This window comes from Streptococcus sp. HMSC078H12 (genome assembly GCF_001814615.1).
In the GTDB taxonomy this organism is placed as follows: domain Bacteria; phylum Bacillota; class Bacilli; order Lactobacillales; family Streptococcaceae; genus Streptococcus; species Streptococcus salivarius_F.
Map to the genome: position 1 here is coordinate 1 of NZ_KV817326.1, position 24,302 is coordinate 24,302.

At 39.4% G+C, this 24,302-nt stretch carries 21 protein-coding genes; 3 read left to right on the forward strand and 18 right to left on the reverse strand.

The window, feature by feature from the left end:
- Positions 1–85: 85 nt before the first annotated feature.
- The 3 genes from hpf to HMPREF2979_RS05460 form a co-directional block, all read right to left on the reverse strand.
- Complete coding sequence (hpf, locus tag HMPREF2979_RS05450) at positions 86–634, reverse strand: ribosome hibernation-promoting factor, HPF/YfiA family (protein WP_002883786.1); 549 nt, start codon at positions 632–634, stop codon at positions 86–88.
- A gap of 78 nt (positions 635–712) precedes the next feature.
- Positions 713–1,375: a ComF family protein gene (locus HMPREF2979_RS05455; protein WP_070655540.1), complete on the reverse strand. Its 663-nt coding sequence runs from the start codon at positions 1,373–1,375 to the stop codon at positions 713–715.
- Positions 1,356–2,675: an ATP-dependent helicase ComFA gene (locus tag HMPREF2979_RS05460; RefSeq protein ID WP_070655542.1), complete on the reverse strand. Its 1,320-nt coding sequence runs from the start codon at positions 2,673–2,675 to the stop codon at positions 1,356–1,358. The genes HMPREF2979_RS05455 and HMPREF2979_RS05460 overlap by 20 nt, the downstream gene beginning before the upstream one ends.
- A 54-nt stretch (positions 2,676–2,729) precedes the next feature.
- Here HMPREF2979_RS05460 and HMPREF2979_RS05465 point away from each other — a divergent pair, with 54 nt between their 5' ends.
- Positions 2,730–3,356, forward strand: coding sequence for a YigZ family protein (locus tag HMPREF2979_RS05465; protein WP_070655544.1), 627 nt, complete (start codon positions 2,730–2,732; stop codon positions 3,354–3,356).
- Between the two features lie 101 nt (positions 3,357–3,457).
- Positions 3,458–4,384 carry a cysteine synthase A gene (gene cysK, locus HMPREF2979_RS05470; protein ID WP_002883742.1) on the forward strand — a complete coding sequence of 309 codons (927 nt, stop codon included), beginning with the start codon at positions 3,458–3,460 and terminating at the stop codon, positions 4,382–4,384.
- 183 nt (positions 4,385–4,567) lie between these two features.
- On the opposite strand, the gene HMPREF2979_RS05475 is transcribed toward cysK, so the two are convergent.
- The 11 genes from HMPREF2979_RS05475 to HMPREF2979_RS05525 form a co-directional block, all read right to left on the reverse strand.
- On the reverse strand, positions 4,568–5,227 hold the full coding sequence (locus tag HMPREF2979_RS05475; protein WP_070655546.1) for a CBS and ACT domain-containing protein: 660 nt from the start codon (positions 5,225–5,227) through the stop codon (positions 4,568–4,570).
- 134 nt (positions 5,228–5,361) lie between these two features.
- Positions 5,362–6,072, reverse strand: coding sequence for an ABC transporter ATP-binding protein (locus HMPREF2979_RS05480; protein WP_070655548.1), 711 nt, complete (start codon positions 6,070–6,072; stop codon positions 5,362–5,364).
- A complete protein-coding gene (locus HMPREF2979_RS05485; protein WP_002883723.1) occupies positions 6,072–6,836 on the reverse strand; it encodes an ABC transporter ATP-binding protein in 765 nt (254 codons plus the stop codon). Before HMPREF2979_RS05485 ends, HMPREF2979_RS05480 begins: the two co-directional genes overlap by 1 nt.
- Before the next feature lie 2 nt (positions 6,837–6,838).
- Positions 6,839–7,789 (reverse strand): branched-chain amino acid ABC transporter permease, encoded by a 951-nt coding sequence (locus tag HMPREF2979_RS05490; protein ID WP_002883720.1) that lies wholly within the window; start codon positions 7,787–7,789, stop codon positions 6,839–6,841.
- Positions 7,790–7,792: 3 nt separating this feature from the next.
- A complete protein-coding gene (locus tag HMPREF2979_RS05495) occupies positions 7,793–8,677 on the reverse strand; it encodes a branched-chain amino acid ABC transporter permease (RefSeq protein ID WP_002883743.1) in 885 nt (294 codons plus the stop codon).
- Positions 8,678–8,720: 43 nt separating this feature from the next.
- Positions 8,721–9,896: an ABC transporter substrate-binding protein gene (locus HMPREF2979_RS05500; protein WP_002883756.1), complete on the reverse strand. Its 1,176-nt coding sequence runs from the start codon at positions 9,894–9,896 to the stop codon at positions 8,721–8,723.
- A gap of 154 nt (positions 9,897–10,050) precedes the next feature.
- Complete coding sequence (locus HMPREF2979_RS05505) at positions 10,051–10,332, reverse strand: YlbG family protein (protein WP_002890011.1); 282 nt, start codon at positions 10,330–10,332, stop codon at positions 10,051–10,053.
- Positions 10,325–10,774: a YlbF/YmcA family competence regulator gene (locus HMPREF2979_RS05510; RefSeq protein ID WP_070655550.1), complete on the reverse strand. Its 450-nt coding sequence runs from the start codon at positions 10,772–10,774 to the stop codon at positions 10,325–10,327. The genes HMPREF2979_RS05505 and HMPREF2979_RS05510 overlap by 8 nt, the downstream gene beginning before the upstream one ends.
- An 85-nt stretch (positions 10,775–10,859) precedes the next feature.
- A complete protein-coding gene (clpP, locus tag HMPREF2979_RS05515) occupies positions 10,860–11,450 on the reverse strand; it encodes an ATP-dependent Clp protease proteolytic subunit ClpP (protein ID WP_070655552.1) in 591 nt (196 codons plus the stop codon).
- A gap of 173 nt (positions 11,451–11,623) precedes the next feature.
- Positions 11,624–12,253 carry a uracil phosphoribosyltransferase gene (gene upp / locus HMPREF2979_RS05520; RefSeq protein ID WP_002883819.1) on the reverse strand — a complete coding sequence of 210 codons (630 nt, stop codon included), beginning with the start codon at positions 12,251–12,253 and terminating at the stop codon, positions 11,624–11,626.
- Between the two features lie 89 nt (positions 12,254–12,342).
- Entirely contained in the window at positions 12,343–15,255 is a 2,913-nt protein-coding gene (locus HMPREF2979_RS05525; RefSeq protein ID WP_070655554.1) for a glycoside hydrolase family 68 protein, read from the reverse strand.
- A gap of 276 nt (positions 15,256–15,531) precedes the next feature.
- Here HMPREF2979_RS05525 and HMPREF2979_RS05530 point away from each other — a divergent pair, with 276 nt between their 5' ends.
- Positions 15,532–17,136 (forward strand): glycoside hydrolase family 32 protein, encoded by a 1,605-nt coding sequence (locus tag HMPREF2979_RS05530; protein WP_261787295.1) that lies wholly within the window; start codon positions 15,532–15,534, stop codon positions 17,134–17,136.
- Positions 17,137–17,171: 35 nt separating this feature from the next.
- On the opposite strand, the gene HMPREF2979_RS05535 is transcribed toward HMPREF2979_RS05530, so the two are convergent.
- From HMPREF2979_RS05535 to HMPREF2979_RS05550, 4 genes are all read right to left on the reverse strand, one after another.
- Complete coding sequence (locus HMPREF2979_RS05535; protein ID WP_070655558.1) at positions 17,172–18,335, reverse strand: MalY/PatB family protein; 1,164 nt, start codon at positions 18,333–18,335, stop codon at positions 17,172–17,174.
- A 10-nt stretch (positions 18,336–18,345) separates the two neighbouring features.
- Complete coding sequence (locus HMPREF2979_RS05540) at positions 18,346–19,440, reverse strand: cystathionine gamma-synthase (RefSeq protein WP_070655560.1); 1,095 nt, start codon at positions 19,438–19,440, stop codon at positions 18,346–18,348.
- A gap of 293 nt (positions 19,441–19,733) precedes the next feature.
- Positions 19,734–22,514: a cation-translocating P-type ATPase gene (locus HMPREF2979_RS05545; RefSeq protein WP_070655562.1), complete on the reverse strand. Its 2,781-nt coding sequence runs from the start codon at positions 22,512–22,514 to the stop codon at positions 19,734–19,736.
- A gap of 116 nt (positions 22,515–22,630) precedes the next feature.
- A complete protein-coding gene (locus HMPREF2979_RS05550) occupies positions 22,631–24,262 on the reverse strand; it encodes a putative polysaccharide biosynthesis protein (protein ID WP_070655564.1) in 1,632 nt (543 codons plus the stop codon).
- Positions 24,263–24,302: the final 40 nt, after the last annotated feature.

Here is a 24,302-nt window from a genome sequence, read left to right on the forward strand (position 1 = left end):
TCACCCAAATCAATACTTGTCAATAGGGTTTTTCAAAAAAAATAAAGGAAGCATGTCTCTCAACCTACTTCCCTTCTTTTTTTAATTATTTAGCTTCAATCAAACCGTAGTTACCGTCTTCTCGTTTATAGAGAACGTTAGTTGTATGATCTTCACTATCGGTATAGATAAAGAAGTCATGACCCAACAACTCCATTTGAAGGATGGCTTCTTCAACATCCATTGGTTTCAACTCAATGTTTTTAGTTCTTACAACTTCAACAGCTGGTGCTTCTTCAACTTGTTCGTTATTAAAATCAGCTGAGAATACTTCTCCTGTTGGAACTTTTTCACGATGCTTACGTGCAATTTTTGTTTTGTTTTTACGGATTTGTCTTTCAATCTTATCAACCACTAGGTCAATAGAACCATACATATCTTGCGAAACATCTTCTGCTCTTAGTGTTACAGAACCTGTTGGAATAGTAACCTCTACTTTAGCTGTCTTTTCGCGATAAACCTTAAGATTTACACGTGCATTCAATTCTTGGTCTTCGTTGAAGTATTTTTCAACTTTGCTAAGTTTACTTTCAACATAGTCACGAAGTGCTTCAGTTACTTCGATGTTTTCGCCACGGATACTATATTTAATCATAAAAGACCTCTTTCTCGCTTGTTAGCGTTTTCTTTATATATATTATATCCTTTTCATGAAAATTTGCAAGGATTTTTATTATCTAGCTAGTGAAAAGGTCAGCACTTCTTTAATGCCTATGCCTTCTAATAGTTGAACCATCTGATATAAAGTAGATCCTGTTGTATAGATATCATCCACTATAATAATCTTATCTGGTACATTTATACCTTTCTTGAGACAAAAGGCATTCTCTTGACTTAGACGCTCCTCGCGTGTTTTCGATGATTGTTTCTCAATATCTCTTTTCTCAAAGATATCCTGATAGGGAATTCCCTCTATTAATCCCTCAACTTGGTTGAATCCTCTTTCTGCCAAGCGTTCTTCCGATAATGGGACTGGCACTATGGTATAACCTTTCTTCAAAAATGGTTTTAAGGTATTTTTTATATCTTGTTGAAATATTTTTCTAAGACAATAGTCTCCCATAAATTTATAGCGACTAAAATACTCTTTCATGTTTTCTTCATAGCGATAAATGGCAAGGTGCTTAGGAACATAGCCTTTTTTCATCCAAAGTTTACAATCAATACAAGCATCTCTATGTAATTCTTTATTACAATTTTGGCATCTTTCTTTTGAGAGTTTTTTAAACTGATCTTTACAAGGTACGCAGGAGTACCCTTCTCTTTGGTTAAACGTAATCAGGTCTCTTAATTTTAGCACTGATTCAATCCAGTCATTACATAGTAGACACTTCATTGTTAAATCCTCCTTTTTTATTCATAACTTTTATTTCTTCTCGACAACGAAGCATAGATTTGGATAGTCCTTCATGAAAGAAATAAAGCTTCCCTGTCGGTCTATCTGGAGATCTTCCAACTCGACCTCCTATCTGAATAAGACTCGAACTAGTGTATAAGTGATGATTTGCCATGCAAACAAAAACATCTACTTGTGGAAAGGTCACACCACGTTCAAGGATAGTTGTTGTCACTAAGATGGATAACTCTTTTTCCCGGAACTGCTCTACAGTATCTGAACGCTCCTCGCTTTTTGAAGAAACAAAGGCCATTTTTTCATCTGGAAGATACTTTTGTAGAATATTGGTAAACTTCTCACCTATCGCTATATTTGGAAAAAAGATTAAGAGAGGAAACTTTGATTTACGTTGCTTTTTAATCTGATAAAGAAGGGGTCTTGGAAGCTTGCTTCTCATTAGAGATTTTTGTAATCTTCCCTGCCAACAGAATTTAGGAAGTACTAAAGGATTTCCATGGAAACGTCTGGCAAGGTGATGCTTTTCTAAAGATCCAAGTCGCACCTGCTCCTCTAAAGATAATGTAGAAGTCGCTGTTAAATAAATATAACGACCGGTTTCCTTCTTTGCCTGCTCCACAGCATGATTTAACATGACATTTCCTACAAAAGGGAATGCATCAACCTCATCAACGATAACCAAGTCAAAGTTCTGGTAAAATTTTAGTAGTTGATGGGTGGTAGCTATTACAAGCGGACTACCATCATATGGTTCACTCTCAGCATGAAGCAGAGAAATACTACAAGTAAAATCCCTCTGCATACGAAGAAATAACTCTCGACAAACATCAACCCGAGGACTTGCGATAGCTACATTACCTTTACTTTCAAGAACATAGGCAACGATTTTATAAATCATCTCGGTCTTCCCAGCACCAGTCACAGCATGTACGAGGCTGTCTTTCTGTTTTTGATATGTTTCTAAAAGCTTCTCTGAGACCTCAGCTTGATAGGGAGTCAGTTCCCCCAACCACTTCAAAACAGGAAATTCAATTTCAGATGTTTTTGAAGGAAAATAATAAAGTTCTTTTCCTTCTTGGTTTCTGCCAAAGACAATACATGCTCTGCAATAATACTGACCTTCCGGTAATTGCCAATCTTCCACTATCTGACTATAACATCTTTTACATCTAAGTTTTTTATCGACCTTTATCATACTTTCTAATGTTGATGCCTCTGAGTGATAGTCCACTGGCAACTGTTCTTTCGTAAATAGTCGTCCATAATATTCTTTAGGTACCATATCTTTCTATTCGAAAATATGTTTGAATTCATCTTTTTATGATAAAATTTTTTTATGGATTACAAAACTATTGCCAACGATGGAATCGTTGAAGAAGAAATAAAAAAATCTCGTTTTATTTGTCACTTGAAACGTATTAATAGTGAAGAGGAAGGAAGAGAGTACATCGCTCAGATAAAGAAAGAGCATCACAAGGCCAATCACTCTTGCTCTGCAATGATTGTTGGAGATGATGGTCAAATTAAGCGTTCGAGTGATGATGGCGAACCTTCTGGAACAGCTGGTGTGCCTATGCTTACTGTTCTAGAAAAACAAGGACTTACTAATGTCGTAGCTGTTGTGACTCGTTATTTTGGAGGAATCAAACTTGGGGCAGGTGGTCTTATCCGCGCTTACTCTGGTAGCGTTGCCCATGCTATTGAAGAAATTGGTCGAGTCGAAGTCAAGGAATTAACAGGACTAACCGTAGAGTTAACCTACTCTCAGTACCAAGTTTTCTCCAACTTCCTTGAAAAAGAAGGACTCCAAGAATTTGATACAACTTTCTTATCAGATGTTTCTACTACTTTATTTGTCGAAGAGTCTGAGATTGAAAGACTCGGTCAGGAACTAACTGAGTTCTACCAGGGGAAAGTTAATTATGAAAAATCTGGAAAGAAAATCGTTGAAATTCCTATCTGATAGTCAAACGTTATCACAGTGATAAAGAAGATGTATTTTACAAGTTGAGCCTACCGTCGTATACTTAAAACCATCAATCAAAGATTAAGAGGATTTTAAATATGACAATTTACAACTCAATCACTGAACTTGTTGGAAAAACACCTGTTATTAAACTTAACTCTATTGTTCCAGAAGGATCAGCAGATGTTTACGTTAAACTCGAAGCCTTTAACCCTGGTTCTTCAGTAAAAGACCGTATTGCTCTTCGAATGATTGAAGATGCTGAAAAAGCTGGTACGATTAAACCTGGTGATACCATTGTTGAACCAACTTCAGGTAACACTGGTATTGGTCTCGCTTGGGTTGGTGCTGCTAAAGGCTATAAAGTTGTTATCGTAATGCCTGACACAATGAGTGTTGAACGTCGTAAAATCATCCAAGCTTATGGAGCTGAACTTGTATTGACTCCTGGTAGCGAAGGAATGAAGGGTGCGATTGCTAAGGCTAAAGAAGTTGCTGCTGAACGCAATGGTTGGGTACCACTTCAATTTGCTAACCCATCAAACCCAGCTGTTCACGCAGCTACAACTGGTCAAGAAATTCTTGAAGATTTTGGTGCAGAAGGTTTGGATGCCTTTGTTGCTGGTATCGGTACTGGTGGTACTATTTCAGGTGTTTCAAAAACCCTTAAGGCTGCCAATCCAAATATCAAGGTTTATGGTATTGAAGCTGACGAATCTGCCGTCTTGAATGGTGATAAACCAGGACCACACAAAATCCAAGGTATCTCAACTGGTTTCATTCCTGACACATTGGATACAAAATCATATGACAGTGTTGTCCGTATTCCTTCTGATGAAGCTATCGCAACATCACGTACATTGGGTAGCCAAGAAGGTTTCCTTGCTGGTATCTCATCAGGTGCTGCTATTGCTGCCGCCCTTAAGGTTGCCGCTGAGCTTGGCGAAGGCAAAAAAGTCTTGACACTCTTGCCTGACAATGGTGAGCGTTACCTCTCTACAACACTTTACGATTTTCAAGACTAATAAAAAAGAAGCTGGAACATAATGTTCTAGCCTCTTTTTTATTGTATAAAGTTCAAGCCTGTAGTTCATTAATTACTAGAAATAGCAAGGATTATAATCTCATTTCCACCGAACTGTTCCTACAAACTTTCTATTTTTTAGGATAACTAAAGTCTTAAGGATTTAGTTTGTTTTACCCTTTTATTAGTCTAACTCTTTTGCTTCTGTTTCTGCAATTTCAGTAACTGTAAATCCTGCTTCTACAAAAACCTTCTTGAGTTGATCAATTCCAATCTCTCCTTCAACTTGGAGTTCGACACGAAGTACAGTGTCATTTTTAGGTGCAACAATTGTACGTTCGATGTTGAGATTCTCACTAGCGATAAGGTTCGCAATTTTTTCCAAAACACGTGGAGTATCTGGAACTTCCAACCCAATACGAATTCCCGCTTGACCATAACCAGAAATTTCCAAGAAAGCACGAAAAACATCTTTATCTGTGATAATTCCTGAAATTTGGTCATTGTCCACAACTGGAAGGACTCCAACCTTATTTTGGAGCATGATATAGATTGCATCCTCAAGGCTAGCATACTTGGAAACAGTAAGGACATTCTTGATCATGATATCTCCTACTTTTGTCTTATTAAGGAGATAATTCATTTCATAAATTGACAAGCTTGTTGCTTTTGATGGTGAGGCCTCCGCCATTGTACCTTCTGTAATAAGCCCAACAAGTTTATCGTGTTCAATTACTGGCAAACGGCGCAAACCTTTATCACGCATAATATCTGCAGCTGCTGCAACTGTTGTTTCTGGTGAGACATAAACTACACGTTTCGTCATAAAATCTTTTACTGCCATGTTTCATTTTCCTCCGAATGATTTCTTACTTGTATTATACCACACTAATTGAAACCGATTGCAATATTTTACTGAAAAATTAGTATTTTACAATCAGCATAAGACGATAGAAAAACGCCCTCGGGCGCTTTTTCTTATCCTCCAAGATAGGCTTTACGAACTTCATCTGATGCAAGAAGTTCTTCACCAGTACCTGAAAGAACCACTTTACCAGTTTCAAGAACGTAACCACGGTCCGCAATTGACAAAGCCTTATTGGCATTTTGCTCAATCAAAAGAACGGTAGTCCCTTGTGCCTTAATATCTTCAATAATATCAAAAATTTCCTGAATAAAGATTGGAGCAAGTCCCATTGAAGGCTCATCCAAAAGCAAAAGTTTTGGACGACTCATAAGGGCACGGCCCATTGCAAGCATTTGTTGCTCACCACCAGAAAGTGTCGCTGCATCTTGATTCTTACGTTCTTCTAGGCGTGGGAAACGTTGGAAGACTTTTTTCAAGAGAGCTATGTTCTCTTCTTTATTTGTATGAAGGAAAGCTCCCATTTCAAGATTTTCCATTACGGTTAATCCTGCAAATACATGACGTCCCTCAGGTACTTGAGCTAAACCTTCAGCAACAATCTTACGTGCAGGTGTTTTATGAATATCATTTCCGAGATAAGAAATGGTTCCCTCAGTTGGACGAACAAGACCTGAGATTGTACGAAGAATTGATGTCTTACCTGCACCGTTAGCACCGATTAGAGTTACAACTTCACCTTCATTAACTTCAAAGCTGACGTTTTTAACAGCTTCAATAGATCCATATTTAATTGAGAGATTTTCAACTTTCAACATAGCCATTATGCTTCACCTCCCAAGTAAGCTTCAATAACGCGTTTGTTATTCTTAATTTCATCAGGTGTTCCTTCTGCAATCAAGCGTCCGTATTCCAAAACATAGATACGCTCAGTAACATCCATGACCAAACTCATATCATGTTCAATCAAGATGATTGTAATACCGAAGTCTTTTTGAATTTGACGAATATGAGCAGTCAATTCAGCTGTTTCTTGTGGGTTCATACCCGCAGCTGGTTCATCAAGGAAAAGGATTTTTGGTTCTGTTGCAAGCGCACGAACAATTTCCAAATGACGTTGTTGTCCGTAAGCCAAGTTTTTCGCAAGTGTATCTGCCTCTCCATCCAAGTTGAAGATAGCCAAGAGTTTCATAGCTTTTGCTTTTAACTCTTCCTCACTTGAATAGTACTTAGGCAAACGCAAAAGAGATGCAAAGAAATTTGAAGGTTGCTTATTTGACAAACCAACAAGAACATTTTCAAGCACAGTCATGTCTTTGAAAAGACGGATATTTTGGAAAGTACGTGACAAACCGAGTGAAGCGATTTTATAAGGTGCTTTACCATTTAGGACTGTACCATCAAGTGTAACCGTTCCTTCACTTGGCTCATAGACGCCTGTCAAAAGGTTGAACAAGGTTGTTTTACCAGCTCCGTTTGGTCCGATAAGCCCAACCAACTCACCTTCATTGAGTTCCATTGAAACATCACCAACGGCAGTCAAACCACCGAAGTTTTTAGTTAGATTTTTAACTTCAAGAAGTGCCATTTTTATTTGCCCTCCTTAGATTTATTGAAGAATTTTGAGAGATAGAGTTCTTTTGTTCCAAGAAGTCCACCTGGACGGAAGAGCATTACAAGAATCAAAGCCAAGGCGTAAATAATCATACGAAGGTTTGAAACGTTTTGGAGGAACATGTTGATAATGCCAAGAACAACAGCGGCAATGATAGTACCTGTGATAGATCCAAGACCACCAAGAACGGCAATAATAAGGTAATCAATTGATTTCATGATAGTGAAATCTTTTGGCACGACTGTACCGATGTAGCTGACATAAAGTGAACCAGCAATCGCTGAAATCATGGCACCAATAACAAAGATAAGAACCTTCATTTTTGTGACATTAACACCCATTGACTCAGCAGCAATTTCATCTTCACGAAGAGTGATTGCTTGACGTCCAGTTGCTGAACGCAAGAAGTTAAGTACCAAAATTGTAATGATTACCACAAAGAAATAAATTACAGGCCAACTTGTATAAGGAAGGATACCTGTCAAACCAGCGGCACCATTAGTCAATTCACCACCATTAACGATAATGATACGGATGATTTCAGCCATACCAAGAGTCGCAATGGCAAGGTAGTCCCCTTTCAAACGAAGGGTAGGTAGACCAAAGATAAGGGCAACAATAGCTGCGATGATGACACCGACAACCATTGAGAGGTAGAAACCGTCATATGTTGGCATCATACCAGTGATGATAGCTGATGAATAGGCACCAATTGCCATGAAACCAGCTTGTCCAAGTGTAAATTGTCCTGAGAAACCAAGAACCAGGTTAGTACCAAGTCCCATAAGGATTGAGATTCCAATCCCCATTAAGATTTGAATGTAGTAAAGGTTCATGATACCTGAAAGTTCAAGACCTTTCAAGATAAGGAAGAGTCCAATGATAAGACCAAACCAAATAAGGTTTACTTTTAGATTTTTCTTCATGTCTTACACCTTCTCTTTCACATTTTTACCGAGGATACCCGCTGGGCGAACCAAAAGGATAACGATCAAGACACCATAAACGATGGCATCACGGTAACTTGACAAACCAATTGCAGTTGATAATGTCTCCAAAATACCGATAACAAATCCACCAAGTGCTGCACCAGGGATAATACCGATACCACCAAGAACGGCAGCAACAAAGGCTTTAATACCTGGTGTCATACCCATAAGAGGTTCGATAGAGTTATAGTAAAGACCAATAAGGACACCCGCTGCCCCTGCTAGTGATGATCCAAGAGCAAAAGTGAAGCTGATAGTATTATTAACATTAATACCCATCAATTCAGCTGCATCACTGTCTACAGATACGGCACGCATAGCTTTACCCATCTTAGTCTTTTTAACAATCAATTGAAGAGCAACCATAAGGACAAGGGCAACTACCAAAATAAGCAATTGCACATTTGTTACAGAGATTGATCCAAGATGATAAGTCTTAATCGCAATCTTTTGAGGGAATGAACGTGTATCTGCACCTACAAAGAGAACCATGATGTACTCAAGGAAGAATGAGACACCGATAGCCGTAATCAAGGCAGAAATACGTGTCGAATTACGGAGTGGGCGATAAGCCAAGAACTCAATGACAACCCCTAAAATCGCACAGACAAGCATAGCAAAGACAAGGGCAACCCAGAAATTCATTCCAAGGCTATTAATCGCATAGTAACCAACGAAGGCACCCATCATATAGATGTCTCCATGGGCAAAGTTAATCAATTTGATAATCCCATAAACCATGGTATATCCAAGGGCAAGTAGGGCATAGATACTACCCAAGATGATACCATTGACTAGTTGTTGGGGAAGTTGTTCAAAAAACATATATAACCAAACTTTCTAGTTCATTTTTAGTATAGATAACAGATTATTTTTCAATTTCAACGGCTTCCGCTGAAACTTCTTCACCATTATCTCTTTTAACCATAAGAGCTGCTTTAATAGGGTTATGATCCTTATCAATCGTCATTTTACCTGTAACCCCGACAAAGTTTTTCAAATGTGCTAAGTTATCGGCAATATCAACTGATGTTTTCGCACCTTTTGATGCTTCTGCAATCATATAAACAGAATCGTAAGCTAGAGCAGCAAACATATTTGGGTCAGTGTTATAAGCTTTCTTATATGCTTTAATGAAACCTGATGCCTTGTCAGAAAGAGCAACATTTGTTGAATATCCTGATACATAGTAGACGTTTGAAGCATTCTTTTTACCTGCAAGCTCAGTAAATTTCGCATCACTAAATCCGTCAGGTCCAAGGATTGGTTTATCAATTCCAAGGTCACGTGCTTGTTTAGTGATAATACCAGTCTCAGTATAGTAACCTGGCATTACAATAGCATCATAATCAAGGTCTTTAAATTTTGTCAAGGCTGACTGATAGTCCTTGTCCCCTGAAGCAAAGGTAGCTTCAGTAACGATTTGACCTTTATATTCACGCTTGAATTCATCCGCAATACCTTTGGCATAATCTGAAGCATTATCATAGTAGAGAACTACTTTCTTAGCATTCAAATTATTGTAAGAATAAGCTGCCAAAACTTTACCTTGGTAACTATCCTTGAAGGTTGTACGGAAAACGAATTTCTTCGTACCATTAGCATCTACCGTAAGGTCATCCTGCGTACCTGAAGGTGTCAGCAAAGGAACCCCTGTTTTTTGTGATACGAGGCTAGCCGCAGCAACAGCACCTGATGTCGCTGGACCAACGATAGCATTTACATTACTCTGAATAGCCAAGTTCGTTGAAGATGTTGAAGCTTCAGCATTTTCAGATTTATTATCTTTTGTGACAAGCTCAAGCTTTTTGCCATCGACGCCACCAGCTTTGTTAATTTCGTCAACAGCCAACTTAATACCATTCTGCTCTGCCTTACCATAGGCTGCAACGGCACCTGTCAACTCCATGTTAACACCAATTTTGATTGTATCGCCAATCTTAGTACCATTGGCATTAGCAGTCACATCTGGTGACTTGCCACAGGCAACCAAGAAAATGGAAGCAAAAAAGGCTAACACAATAAGTGTGATCTTTTTAGACATAAGATTTCTCCTTAATATTTTCTTAAAAAAGTCCATCTTATAGCTTACAGAATTATCAGACAATTGTCAACTACACATAACTAAGCTTTAGCGGCAGTAATCGTTTCCATTACTTTAAGAATAACTCTTTAAGAAGAAAAAAACTTTTCTCTTATTAAAGAGAAAAGTTCTTAAACGGTTCAGGGACTGAGGTGTCGTAACGTTCCAGACTACCTACAAAGTCCATATCAATATCAGAATAGTAAGAAGGCAGAACTTTTTTCACTGCTTTCATTCCATCGAGCTCTTTCAAAATATCCTCGACCTTGTCCTCATCTACATAAAGGTGCACATAACGCATCTTATAAGAATGGTAGACAACATCCCCAAACTTAGCAATTTTACGTAAGTCTCTATTGTAGTATAAATAAACAATAATGCCTTGACGCTTAATCATGACTTATCTTCTCCTTTATGTTAGTGTCTCCCTTTTTATGATGTGGCTTATGAGGGGCAAGAGGTAGTCCAGTATCAATAAAAATCTGGTCTGAAACAGCTTGGGCAATCTCCTCACCAAGATTGGCTAAAATAGTCTGTAAATCGAACTCTGCCTGACGATAGCCAATAACCACCTCGTTTAAATCAATTTGGCGCTTCATTCGCAAAACCTGACGTTTCAACTCTCTCACATCTGGTCTAAAAGCCTCATACACCTTAGCAGTATCATAGCTATCCTTTAATTCTTGAAATGCAAAGAGTTGCTCTTGAAGTTCTCTGTCATTTTCGAATTTCTGGCGTTTCAAACGATAATTCTCTACCTCAGGTAGCTTTAGAAAATACGAAACAAGACACTCTATAGCTTGATCAATCGCAAGCAACTCCTCATTGATTATTAACATGTTTTCTATTATAACACAAAAAGCCAGATGAAATGGTCCTTATACAACCGATTTTCATCTGACTTTTATTTAAGACAAGCTCAGTTTATTTTAATTGGTTATTAGCCATGATTTCATCGATGAAACCATATTCAAGCGTTTCTTGAGCACTCATCCAATTGTCACGTTCAGCGTCTGCATGAACTTTTTCAATTGGTTGTCCAGAATTATCTGCCAAGATTTGCTCCAAGTTATTACGTGTCTTGAGCAAGTGTTCAGCTGCGATAGCCATGTCTGTTTGTTGCGTACCGCCACCAGTACCACCCATTGGTTGGTGAATCATGTACTCTGCATTTGGCAACATGAAACGTTTACCTTTGGTACCGCTTGAAGCGATAATTGTTCCCATAGATGCTGCCATCCCCATAACGATAGTCTGAACATCAGACTTGATGAAGTTCATTGTATCAACAATGGCAAGACCTGCCGAAACGGATCCACCTGGTGTATTAACATAAAGATAGATATCTTTTGTATTGTCTTGAGCATCCAAGAACAAGAGTTGGGCGATAATTGAGTTTGCCATATTATCTTCAACAGGACCTGTTAACATGATGATACGATCCTTGAGCAAACGTGAGTAAATATCATAAGAACGCTCACCGCGTGATGTTTGTTCAATTACTACAGGAATCATATGAATCCTCCTTTTAATATTGTCTTGATGCTATTATATGATTTTAGTCAAATTAGGTCAAATAAAAAACATCATTCTTAGCACTCTTTCCGAAAGAGTGCTAAACTTCCCTAAAGCAATCTCACTTAAAACTTATTAATCTAGTAAAAAAAGGGAAATTTTCCCTTTTCAACTTATTTTGTACCAAAGAGACGGTCACCTGCATCTCCAAGACCTGGAACAATATAACCGTTTTCATTAAGTTTCTCATCCAATGATGCTGTGTAGATGTCAATATCTGGGTGAGCATCTTGCAATTTTTTGACACCTTCTGGTGCTGCAACCAAGCAAACAAACTTGATATTAGCTGCACCACGTTTTTTAAGTGAGTCTACTGCCAAGATTGCTGAACCACCAGTCGCAAGCATTGGGTCCACTACAAAAATCTGACGTTGATCAATGTCTTCTGGTAATTTAACCAAGTACTCAACCGGCTCAAGAGTTTCCTCATCACGATACATACCAATATGACCAACTTTAGCTGCTGGTACAAGGCTAAGGAAACCATCGACCATACCAATACCCGCACGAAGGATTGGAACAATCGCCAATTTCTTACCAGAAAGTTGTTTTTGTACTGTTTTTGTAATTGGTGTTTGAATTTCAACCTCTTCGAGGGGAAGGTCACGAGACACTTCGTAACCCATGAGCATAGCAATTTCATTAACTAGCTCACGGAAGTCCTTAGTAGAAGTATCCTCACGACGGAGGATTGAAAGTTTATGTTGAATCAGTGGATGTGAAATAACTTGAAATTTACCCATAATAGTTTCTTCCTTTGCTTTATATTCACTCCATTATATCAAAAAGGCAAAAAAAACGCTTGCTTTACTGCAAACGTTTTTGAAAAGGATTATTTTTTAGGCAAATGAATCTTTCCTGTGACCAAACCATAGCCAAGAAGAGCTAGACTTGCAATTGCTGCAAAGATAGTCGCCAAGATTGAAAGAATGTTGCTGTTTGAACCTTCTGAATCACTTGGTGTCTTAGGAGTCGTAGCAAGTTTGGCAGCAACTTTAGTATTGTTGTCTTTACTTGACTCATCAGACTTAGTTACTTCATCAGCTTTAGCGACTCCGTGAGACTGAACTTCATCTTCAGACTTAGCTGGTTTTGGAGCTTCTGTTTCAGTGACAGACTCTTCTTTAACAGGAGTCGTTGAAACAGTTGGTCCAGTTGCTACAATAGCCTCTGGTACTGGTGACGCAATCTCTGTAGCTTGAGCTGCTGGACGACGGTCACCCACAGAACCCTCTGTTGAAGGTTTCGCAGGAACCTCTACATGATGATCATCTGATGAATTATTATCATTACCAGAGCGGTCTGCAAAATAAGGGAACGGTGTAGGAACTGGAGAGTCTGAATTCGTAGGATTTGTTGGTTTATCTTCTTTATCAGCTGATGGTTTATTATTGTCCGCTGGTTTAGAAGTGTCTGGTTTATTAGTCTTATCATCAACAGAATGATTACCTTCTGTTGGACTTACTGGTGTTTCTGGCTTATCTGCCTTCTTATCTTTACCATCTTTAACTGTTACAGTCAAGACACCGTGAGCTTCAGAAACGCCTGTTGAGCCGTCAACTGTAGGATAAGTATGTGGTTTAAGACCATAACCCGATACCGCATAATAATCTACATTAAAGTCCTCGTTTGGTAATTTAGCACTATTTTGATCGGCTACGTGTACCAAGCTTTCACTAGATTTATCCCAAATCCAGTCACCTTGATTCGTCATCTTAGGAAGAACTTCTGTAGTATCATCTGCATTCATCTTGATGAGGAAGCTTGGAGCCCATGTTGATTTATTCTCAGCACCAGCAATACCACCGCGGTTAGTCATGTAAGAAGTAACCAAGAGAGTATCTGATGATCCTTCAACAGGAACGGCATAGTAAGAATAGGTAGATGTACGCCAGTCGGCTGGTACAGAGGCTGTCAAAACCACACCTGAGCCATTAAGTGGACGATATTCTCCACGGAGGCTATCTGATACGAATCCAAGCATGACAACGTCATCACCGACAGCTTCACGCGCTGCTACAGTACCTTCAGCATCCGTAGATTTATTGATACGTGAAGCAGTGAAGAGGTAATACTTGTTACCCATCTTAACAACACTTGGACGTTCTACTTCATCAGTAACCATGTGGCTAGTAACAAGTGGTGTGTAAAGTTCAGCTACAGATGGATTTTTCTCATTGTCATCAAGTTTCAAGATACCAATAGAACCATTTGCCCATGAAGCAAGGTTATAAAGGTGTTTATTATTGATAATATTGAGGAACGACTTAAGGTTAAAGGCGTCATCTCCTCCATAGTTTGACCAGTTGTAGATTTGTTTTTCGCCTTGGTAGTTTTCATCACCTGTATTTGATTCGAAAATAAGGTAACGGCTACCGTTATCTTCAATGATGTGTGGGTCACGAAGACAGTAGTTATCTGTACGGTCTGGATTTCCATCGTGGTTGTGGTCATCGTTGAAAGTACTCATGAATTTTGGATAACTTTGATAATGATAGTTATCCCCACCAAAGAGAATGTGGTCATTTTCAACTGACTTAATAACAACTTCGTCGTTTTCAACAGCTAGGTTAAGTGTAGCACTAGCCAATTGTTGCCAGTTCAATTTACCACCACTAGTATCATTCTTAGTGTAGTAAAGTTGGATACTACCATCAGAGTTTACTGTCGCTGAACCTGACCATTGTTGGTCATCTTCAAGGGCATTATAACCAAAGATTGGACCCGCATTTTTCCAATGCGTAAAGTCATTATCTCCATATTTACTATAGAGCAAGTAAATGTGGTTTGAGTTTTTATTTGGTGCACCGGCCATTGAGATAACCAACTGATAACCGTTCCAGTTGCTTACTACACCTGACTCAGCATCTTGGACTGGCCAAGAATCCCAAACGTCGATTTCTTCTTTTTTCATCGTTTGGGCATCAACAGTGTTGAAAGCAGGCATATTGATGATTGTATCTGCTTTAAAGTAAGGAACTGCCAATTTGCTGTCTTGCTTCAAGAAGCTAGCAACGATATCTTTCAAGTTACGGTAAGTCAAGCTAGTACCTGTACCCTTGATAGCATCATCGCTAAAGTCAACTTTATTAAGTGCTTTAATTTCTTCCTCAGTCAAGGCAACGATTTGATCTGAGGTCATATTATCTTCAACAATAGACTTGATACGACCGTTAAGTTTGCTAAGGTTTGCATTAGCAGCGCTGTTTTCAGTAGGTTTAAGGGCTACTTCAGTGTGTGTATCAGCTGTTTCTGAGCTTGCTGTTGAAGTTGGTGCCTCTACTGCAGCCTCTGATGTATGAGCTGGAGCAGAAACCGCAGCAACAGTTGCTGAAGGTGTTGTTGCATCTGATGAAGATGTCACTACTGTGCTAGACACCTTTTCTTCGACTACTGATGGAGTTGTGTTGCTTGGTTGTGTCTCTGTAACTGGTGTAGTTGCAACCTCTGAATGTGCAACTGAAGATTCAACTGCTTCTGAAGTTGCCACACTTGTTGCTGCTTCACTGGCTACCGTTAGAGATGCTGTGCTTGTTTCTGGTGTTGCTGTCGCAGTAGCTACAGCTGGTGCTGTTTCTGTAACTTGATCAGCTTTTACCTGAGTGGCACCCAAAAATGCCAAGGTACCAACGAGTGCTGATGTTGCCCCTACTGTGGCTACCTTACGGATGCTATAACGCATCTTTTTGCACTCTGCTTGCTTAGGTGCTACTGTATTTGACTGTGAATTAACTGTACTATCCATATAAACTCTCCTTTTAGGTTTTCACATGTTTTATTCTATCATTTTTTAATCTAAATTCCAATCTTTTTTTAATGACAAATTGATATTTTTTGTAAAAAACTATTTTTTTGTTAAAATAATAACTATATAAAAAGCAATTTAATCAGGAATTATCACTATATGGAATCAAAATATCCTCCTCTAATCTTTATTCTCATTTTTTTGATTTTATTTTTTGTTTTTATAATAAAAAATGAGAGCGTTAACAATACTTCCACAAAAAACACTAAGACTTCTGTGAGTCAAACCTTTCATCTAGCATCTCATAAAGGATGGTCTAATGACCTACAGACTATCGTCTGGAATCAAGAAAAAAAATACTATGATATCTATTTTCTACATTCTGTAGATGGGGCTACTGATCCTTTTGGACCTAACGGTCAAGATTGGACGCATACAACGACTAAAGATTTTATCACCTATAGTAAACAAGAGACTGCTATACCAGCAAAGGGTGGTGACTCTAAAGAAGGATGGCATTCTGCTTGGACAGGGAGTGTAGTCACAGATAGTCAGGGGATTTCTGGTATCCAAAACGAAGAACCTGTCGCCTATTTTACAGGGCTCATGGATGATGGAAGCCAGGCAATCTATGCTAGTGAGTCAAACGACAAGGGAGCTAGCTTTACTAAAGCCTTAAAAGATGGTAAACCTTTATTGACAAAGGAACAATCCTATAATGGTAAGGACTTCCGCGATCCTTATGTCTTCCACTTCAAAGACAAATTACTCATGTATGTCGCTGAAGGTGACGCCTTAGGTGTTTATCAATCTCAAGATGGTATCAACTGGACCAAAGCAGATAGCAAGGGAGACTCCAAAATCCTACCCGAAACATTTTTTAAGGGTCGTAACTGGCAGGACAACGCTCCTATCGAGTGTCCCGTTCTCAAAACAATGACAACAACTGATGATCGGGACAAGCAAGTTCTCTTTTTTGGAGCTAAGGATACAGCCTCAGGTGAAACAACTGGAACCTACTATACTGTAGGGCATTTAGATGATAAAGGCTTATTTATTGCAGACACAGAAACGAAACGCTTAGATCAAGGCTCAGACTATTATGGCGCTAACTTCACTGGAAGCGATCGAATTGAAGAAAGCAACCATAACCTTATCAGTCTTGGCTGGGTTGGTAATTGGAACTACTTCACGTCAGGCATTCACAGTGACCAAGAGGCCAAGAGTGATTTTCTAAAAACTATCGGTTTTTACGCTACACCCAGACAGCTACAACTGGATAAGGACGGTATTATTCAGTCCGCTCCCCTCTATAAAAATGAACAATTAACCCTCAAAAATCAAAACGGCAACATTTCGAGTCAAAGGCCACTCACCAGTGACAATAGAAAACCTTGGATTGATAAAAGTCACAATCAGAATGCTAATGGCCTTCTTGACCTTGCTGAAAAAAATAGTGCGGGGTATTACCAACTGCATTTTTCAAATATTAAGAAAGAAGGAGGCTATATCTACATTGATATCTGGCAAGGCTCTGATTACGTTAAAATCGCCTACCAAATAACAAGTGGTACCTATCAGGTCTCTGCCTATGCTGCTGAACTGAATAACAGCATGGATGGTAGTCAAACTGCCTCTTCTTACTATTACGATGGTCTCTTGGGTAACGGTCAAGGTTATAAAGCTGACAGTCACTATAAGGAAACTGATAATATCACTATAACGCTTATTACAGATAATCGTAGCTTGGAAATTTTCTTCCCCAATGGTCAAACCTACACTCTAGCCAGATTTAATACCTCTGGCAGGCAGGATGTCAAGGTCTTCTCCACTCAGAAAGATCTTCTATTAAACTTGAAAATCTACGATGTACACTCATAACAATAATAAAAGTGATGCTGTTCGCATCACTTTTATTATTTTCCAAAGACAGAAACGAGACGTTTAACTCCTTCTGCAACAACTGTAGTTGGCGTAGCTACGTTAAAGCGGAAATGTTTTTCTCCTTCAGAACCAAAAGTAATACCGTCATTTAGCACTACCTTGGCTTCTTCTTTAAGCAAACGTCCAAGTTCATTATGGTCTTGATTATAAGCTGAAAAATCAAGCCATACCAAGTAAGTTCCCTCAGGTTTCATGACTTTGATATTAGTCTTTTCACTTAGCTCTTTTGTCAAAAGGTCAATATTAGTTTCAAAGACAGTCTTCAATTCTTCTAACCAAGGTTGCCCATAGGTTAAGGCAGCTTGTGTTGTAATCAAACCAATTGTTGGAATTTCATGTTGGTTGTTTGCCAATTGCTTTTGTTTAAAGGCTTTACGTAAGTTTTCATTTTCAATGATAGTAAAACTGTTTTTGGTACCAGCAATATTAAAGGTTTTAGTAGCCGAACTAAGCACTAAGGTAAAGTCCTTGTAAGCATCTGAAATGGTATTCATAGAGATGTGCTTATTCCCATATAGGGCTAAGTCTTGGTGGATTTCATCAGACACTAGAAGAACCCCATGTTTCTGGCAAAGATCTGCTACCTTGGTCAATTCTTCCTTGGTCCAGACACGACCACCTGGGTTATGTGGGCTACAGAAAACATAAAGTTTAACATCATTATCGACGATATCGCGTTCCAATTGTTCGAAATCAATCTCGAAATGTCCATCGACCTTAACGAGGCTATTCTCAATCAACTTACGATTATTTAATCGCACTGAGCGAGCGAATGGTGGGTACACTGGGGTATTGATGAGAACAGCATCGCCTTCTTTGGTAAAGGCTTGAATAGCTGTTGAAATGGCTGGGACAACACCTTCAATGAGAACAATACTCTCTTTATCAACGACGTAACCGTGTTGATTTTTTTCCCAATTAATGATGGACTGATAAAGCTCTTCACTTGGATAAGGATAACCAAAAATATGTGTCTCAGCATAGTTGATAACTGCATCCCTAATCTCAGGAACAGGTAGGAAGTCCATATCGGCAACCCAAAGCTCAAGTAGTTCTGGATTACTTTCGGCTTCGTGCCATTTCATGGTATTTTGATCCAAGCGATTTGGTTGTGTTGTAAAATCATAACGTGTCATAGATAACTCCTTAAAGACTAAGGGCATTTTCCAAGTCAGCAATCAAATCTTGTGCTGCTTCAATACCAATTGAAAGACGAAGCAAGTCGTCTGTCAAACCATAGGAAGCACGCACATCACCTGGAATATCTGCGTGGGTTTGTGTCGTTGGGTAGGTAATCAAGCTTTCAACACCACCTAGGCTCTCCGCAAAGGTAAAGACCTTTAGGGAATTGATAATGGTTGGAATCTTGTCTTGATTAGCCACTTTAAAGGAAATCATACCACCCTTGCCTGGGTAAAGAACTTCCTTAACAGCTGGTGACTTTTCTAAGAAAGCAACAACTTCTTGAGCATTGGATGTTGATGCCTCCATACGAAGTTTTAAGGTCTTAAGACCACGCATAAGCATATAGCTATCAAATGGTGACAAGGTAGGACCAGTAGTATTGAGGTTATAATAAAGTTTATCGTAGAATTCTTGGTTACTAGTCACAACAACACCAGCCAAAACATCATTATGCCCTGATAGGTATTTAGTAGCTGAATGTACAACGATATCAGCACCTTGAGTAATCGGGGTTTGATAGATTGGGCTATAGAAAGTATTATCAACAATAACCACCGCACCCTTGTCATGAGCAATTTTTGCCACTTTTTCAATATCAAACTCAATCATAAGTGGGTTTGTCGGTGTTTCGATGTAGACAATATCGGTATCTTCTGTAATAGCCGCAATCATCTCGTCTTCTGTATTAGTGTATTCAAAAAAGAAACGCCCCTCTTTTTCCTTGTCATTAAACCAACGGAAAGAACCTCCGTAAAGGTCACGCGCAGCTACAACCTTGCTACCTACTGGGAAAATTTCAAAGGCCAAAACAATGGCGCTCATCCCTGAACTTGTCGCAATAGCATAATCTGCTTTTTCAATAGCTGCAAGTGTTTTTTCCACTGTTGCGCGTGTTGGATTTTTAGTTCGTGTATAGTCAAAACCAGTAGAATGGCCAAATTCTGGATGTTGGTAAGTTGTTGAAAAATGAATTGGTGAAGCCAAGGCTCCTGTTGCTTCATCCGAATTGATTCCTGCGTGTGCCAAAATGGTTTCTAATTGATATTCTTGTGTCATAATGCGCCCTTTCTACATGGTAAGGTGGATATACTCCATATCTATGACCTCTATTTTATCACTATTTTCTGAAAATAATGGTAAGTTCATCATACGGATTCTTGATAGTTAGTTATAGTTTATTTCTATAACCTAAAAAGACAGATAGATACTGACTCTAATTTAAAATAAGGCCAATTTTTAAGATTGTCAAAAGTAGATTTTCAAGCATCAAAAAGTGCCTGAAACATTATAATTTCAAGCACTAAGAAACGATTTAAAAATCTTGCTTCAATCTAAGGTATACCACTGACTTACTTTTTATCAAATAAGCGATATCTGATTTCTTCCAAAGCCATAATAACAAACGGACAAGCAAGTAAATAGAGCCAATCATCAAGTCCAATAGGTGCAGTGTTAAATAGCGTGTGGAAGAAAGGCACGTAAGACAGGATGATAAAGAGAACAATTTCTAAAACAATACCTAAGCTAATAATCCGATTAGCAAATGGTTTTATTTGGAAAATAGATCCCCTACCCTTGCGACTATTCATAGCCATACCAATTTGGGTAAAGATAATAGCTCCTAAGGTCATGGTAGTTGCCTCTCGATAGAGAGGACCTGAGCTGGCCAAATGGTTTAAGTTACCTTGATTAACCCAATAATTAAGGAAGAAAGCCCCCATAGCTAAGGCTGCTTCAATCAGTCCATACCAGACAAAAGCTTTAATCAACAATTGTCGATTGAGCAAGCGATCTGAAAGACGTCTTGGTGGTCTGTCCATAACGCCCTCTTCAGGTGGTTCAACCCCCAATCCCAAAGCAGGTACCATATCTGTCCCCAAGTCAATAGCTAGGATTTGCATAACCGTTAAGGGAAGAGGTATGCGTCCCAAAGAGAACAAGAAGAAAGCAGAGGGTACGGCTTCTGGCGTGTTGGAATTAAAAATATAAGTCAGGAATTTTTGAATGTTTCTATAAACTGCACGACCTTCTTCAACAGCATGAACAATAGAAGCAAAATGATCATCTGTTAAAATCATATCTGCAGATTCCTTGGCAACATCGGTTCCCGATACCCCCATAGCTACACCGATATCAGCTTTTTTAAGAGCAGGGGCATCATTAACACCATCACCAGTAACAGCGACAACTTCGCCAAGTTCTTGAAGGGCATTGACCACACGGTATTTTTGTTCAGGTGCTACACGAGCAAAAACGATTTCGCCTTTAAGAGCTTCCTTGAGCTGATTATCATCCATATCAGCTAGTTCAAGGCCTGAAACAACACGCGCATCGTCTCCTTGTACAATTCCGATTTTCTTAGCAATGCTAAGAGCTGTCAAACCATAATCACCTGTCACCATGATAATACGAATACTAGCTCTATGGCATTTTTCAATGGCTTCACGCACACCCTGACGTGGCGGATCACTCATGGCAACCAAGCCTAGAAAGACCATATTGTCCTCCAAGGTCTGCATGTCCCATTTGTCTTCTCCAATATGCTCACTGTCTAAAGGTCTATAGGCCACAGCTAAAACACGTAAACCGTCTCGGGCAAACTGGTCGTTGGCCGCAAGGATAGCCTGACGCTCAGTAGCTGTCAATGATTTAATCATTCCTTGATTATCATAATAGTCTGAGCAAAGCTCCATCACTTCTTTCGGAGCACCTTTGGTGATAGAAATATGCTGACTGCCATCCAATCCTAACTCAAGCTTATGCACTGTTGTCATCCGTTTACGATCAGAATCAAAGGGGATTTCCTTGAGGCGAGGGGCCCAAGTATGATTGTCATTTAAATTAATTCCTGCTTTTTCGGCGAGAACATTAAGACAAGCCTCAGTTGGATCACCTAAAATTGTAAAATTGGGATTATCAGCACTAGGGGCCACAACTTGAGCATTACTAGCCAAATGAGAGAATCGTACCAAACGATTAAGAAGCTCATTGTCTTCAAGAGAAATAGGTCGTCCTTCCTGCTCAATCTGTCCTTCTGATGCATAACCTAGCCCAGTTACCTCATAACTGTCTGACAAAGTCCACAGATGGTTAACCGTCATGGCATTTTGCGTCAAAGTCCCTGTTTTATCCGAACAAATAACAGAAGTTGCTCCCAACGTCTCAACCGAAGACAGTTTCTTAACCAAAGCATGGTCCTTAGCCATGCGCTGAACGGCCATGGCTAAAGATAGAGTAACTGTGGGAAGAAGTCCTTCAGGAATAAAGGCCACAATCATCCCCAATGCAAAAATAAAGGCTTGAGACAAAGGCTGATGGACAAATAGAGTCGCTGCCACCATAAAGAAGAGACCTACAGACACCGCAATAACTGAAATCTGTTTAGTCAAATGGTCTAATTCTTTCTGAAGGGGACTCTTTTCCTGAGCAAGATTCTGTGTCAAATCCGCAATCTGTCCAAACTCAGTTTTCATCCCGATAGCAGATACTATAAAATGTCCAGAACCAGAAGAGACAGTAGTCCCTGCAAATACCATATTGTCATACTCTAACTCAGTCTTGTCGGGAGTCAAATCTGCTTGATCTGACTTATAAATAGGATTAGACTCACCAGTGAGGGCAGACTGGTTAACCTGCAAATCTGTCACAGCGACCAAGCGTCCATCTGCAGAAATACGGTCTCCTTCTTCAATGAAAACCAAGTCACCTGGCACCAAGTCCTGAGCTAGAATCTTATCCTCCTTACCATCACGAAGAACTCGCGCATAGGATGGAAGAAGCTTATTAAGAGCTGCCGTAGCCTGACTCGCCCTATATTCTTGAATAAAGCTAAAGAGACCATTAATAATGTTGACCAACCAAATTGCAATCCCCAACTCTAAACTATGAGAAAGCATGGCGATAAAGCCACCACCCCACAATAAGAGTGCCATAAGACTAGTAAAATGTCTGAAAAAGGTCAGCCAAATAGGCTCCTTCTTACTTTCCTTCAATTGGTTAGGGCCATACGTCGCCTGCCTCTCCTTAACCTCTTGTGAGCTCAAACCCTGAGGGCTTGTCTGCAAGACTTGGTAAACTTGTTCGGGAGGATAGGTCCCTAATTTTATATGTTCTTGTCTAGAATCAACCATAATCCTTTCCTCGATTCTAAATCATTAAAACGATTTCATTTTTTCACCCCTATTATACTCCTTTTTCAGAAAAGGTTGAAAAGAAAAAAACCAAGCCACATGACTTGGTTTAGATTTTATTTAATATGTAATTTAGCACGCAGACTAGCAGCTCGGGCACCAAGTAGTTGGTCAGCCATACGAGTTACAAGAGCAAGAACGCCGTAGACACCGATTCCAAGGCCTCCTCCAATGACCAAGTAAATCACACTACCCATACGGCTTGTTGGTGACAATACAAACTGGAACAACCAATAGAAGATCGCAACTGGAATAGCCATGAGTACCGTAAGGATACAGATGAGCAAGGCTTTTCTAAACACTGTCTTACGACTAAAGTGCGTAACAGTGTGGAGGTGATTATACATGAGAGCAATTGGAACACCTAAACCGATGGCTGTTGAAATAACCGGGCCAAGGGCTCCTAAGAAAATAATCAATGGCAGCTGTAGAATAGCCTTAACTAAAACCCCAATCGCAAAATAGTTGATAGCTTTGCGGGTTTCAAAGATTGCCTGAAGCATTGGTGCTAAAACGCTATACAAGGCCAAGAAAATAACTTGAATCAGACTGGCTACAAAGAGCAAGTGGGCCTGACTATCTGGCGCACCATAAAAGACTGTATAAAGTGGTTTAGCTAAAATCACTGATCCTACAATGGCAGGAACAATAAAGAGCAAAAGCAACTGTAAGTTATTAATAATCAGTTTAGCTGCTCCCCTAAGATCCTTCTTAACCATATTTTCAGTCAAGAGTGGAATCCCAACCCCAGCAATGGAGATAGCTACAGCAATCAAAATCATAGTAATCTTACTTGGATTTGAAGATAGGTAAGCATAGAGAACCTGAAGCTGACTGTTGCTATAGCTTGTAAACTTCTCCATAGTACGGATAAAGGTCCATTGGTCAATCAACTGGAAAAGTTGAACCGCTGACCCAGTGATAATGAAAGGAATGGCTTCCTTAAAGGTTTCAATAACAATTGCAGTTGGATTGATATCCGGATGAACAGCCTGCTTGCCAAAGAGACTCTTGAGCTTGCCCTCCTTCCAAAGGTAGAAGAAAAGCACCCCATAACTAGCCAACATACCGATAAAAGCGGCAAAAGTCGATTGGACAACTGCTGTCACATAATCGCCTGTCCCAATTTTCATGATGAATAAGGTCGCCAACAGCATCCAAATAACACGGATAATCTGTTCTGCAATCTGACTTAAGGCATAAGGCTTCATGTTGTTAAAGCCTTGGAAAAAGCCTCGTAAAACAGACATAGATGGGAAAATAACAACCGCCCAAGATAGGCTACGCATGACGCGAACTAGATCTTCGTCTCCCCCAGAAAGATAAGACATCCACGGCGAAGCAAAGTACATGAAAACACCAAAGATCAGTCCGAGACCAATCATGTAATACAAGATACGCTTGAGTAAGAAGAAACTCGTCTCCATCTTTCCAAGTGTGTTGTATTTAGATACCTGTTTGGCAATTGCGACTGGAATACCTGCTGTTGAAATCAAGAGGAAAAGAGCATAAATGTTATACCCTTGACCAAAGAGGGCATTGGCCTGGTCACCCTGTTTACCCATCCAAGCATACCAAGGAATAATGTAGAGTGCCCCCAATAGACGACTGATAATATTGGATGCCGTCATCCATGCCGTCCCTCTTAGCATCTGCTGCTGCTGTGTATCAGTTTTAGTTTCAGTCATAACTTTCTTTCTAGAGAATAAAATATAATCTAGTTTATTA

Coding starts and splice junctions, on each gene's coding strand:
- hpf (WP_002883786.1), bottom strand. CDS start 634: ATGATTAAATATAGTATCCGTGGCGAAAACATCGAAGTAACTGAAGCA.
- HMPREF2979_RS05455 (WP_070655540.1), bottom strand. CDS start 1,375: ATGAAGTGTCTACTATGTAATGACTGGATTGAATCAGTGCTAAAATTA.
- HMPREF2979_RS05460 (WP_070655542.1), bottom strand. CDS start 2,675: ATGGTACCTAAAGAATATTATGGACGACTATTTACGAAAGAACAGTTG.
- HMPREF2979_RS05465 (WP_070655544.1), top strand. CDS start 2,730: ATGGATTACAAAACTATTGCCAACGATGGAATCGTTGAAGAAGAAATA.
- cysK (WP_002883742.1), top strand. CDS start 3,458: ATGACAATTTACAACTCAATCACTGAACTTGTTGGAAAAACACCTGTT.
- HMPREF2979_RS05475 (WP_070655546.1), bottom strand. CDS start 5,227: ATGGCAGTAAAAGATTTTATGACGAAACGTGTAGTTTATGTCTCACCA.
- HMPREF2979_RS05480 (WP_070655548.1), bottom strand. CDS start 6,072: ATGGCTATGTTGAAAGTTGAAAATCTCTCAATTAAATATGGATCTATT.
- HMPREF2979_RS05485 (WP_002883723.1), bottom strand. CDS start 6,836: ATGGCACTTCTTGAAGTTAAAAATCTAACTAAAAACTTCGGTGGTTTG.
- HMPREF2979_RS05490 (WP_002883720.1), bottom strand. CDS start 7,789: ATGAAGAAAAATCTAAAAGTAAACCTTATTTGGTTTGGTCTTATCATT.
- HMPREF2979_RS05495 (WP_002883743.1), bottom strand. CDS start 8,677: ATGTTTTTTGAACAACTTCCCCAACAACTAGTCAATGGTATCATCTTG.
- HMPREF2979_RS05500 (WP_002883756.1), bottom strand. CDS start 9,896: ATGTCTAAAAAGATCACACTTATTGTGTTAGCCTTTTTTGCTTCCATT.
- HMPREF2979_RS05505 (WP_002890011.1), bottom strand. CDS start 10,332: ATGATTAAGCGTCAAGGCATTATTGTTTATTTATACTACAATAGAGAC.
- HMPREF2979_RS05510 (WP_070655550.1), bottom strand. CDS start 10,774: ATGTTAATAATCAATGAGGAGTTGCTTGCGATTGATCAAGCTATAGAG.
- clpP (WP_070655552.1), bottom strand. CDS start 11,450: ATGATTCCTGTAGTAATTGAACAAACATCACGCGGTGAGCGTTCTTAT.
- upp (WP_002883819.1), bottom strand. CDS start 12,253: ATGGGTAAATTTCAAGTTATTTCACATCCACTGATTCAACATAAACTT.
- HMPREF2979_RS05525 (WP_070655554.1), bottom strand. CDS start 15,255: ATGGATAGTACAGTTAATTCACAGTCAAATACAGTAGCACCTAAGCAA.
- HMPREF2979_RS05535 (WP_070655558.1), bottom strand. CDS start 18,335: ATGACACGTTATGATTTTACAACACAACCAAATCGCTTGGATCAAAAT.
- HMPREF2979_RS05540 (WP_070655560.1), bottom strand. CDS start 19,440: ATGACACAAGAATATCAATTAGAAACCATTTTGGCACACGCAGGAATC.
- HMPREF2979_RS05545 (WP_070655562.1), bottom strand. CDS start 22,514: ATGGTTGATTCTAGACAAGAACATATAAAATTAGGGACCTATCCTCCC.
- HMPREF2979_RS05550 (WP_070655564.1), bottom strand. CDS start 24,262: ATGACTGAAACTAAAACTGATACACAGCAGCAGCAGATGCTAAGAGGG.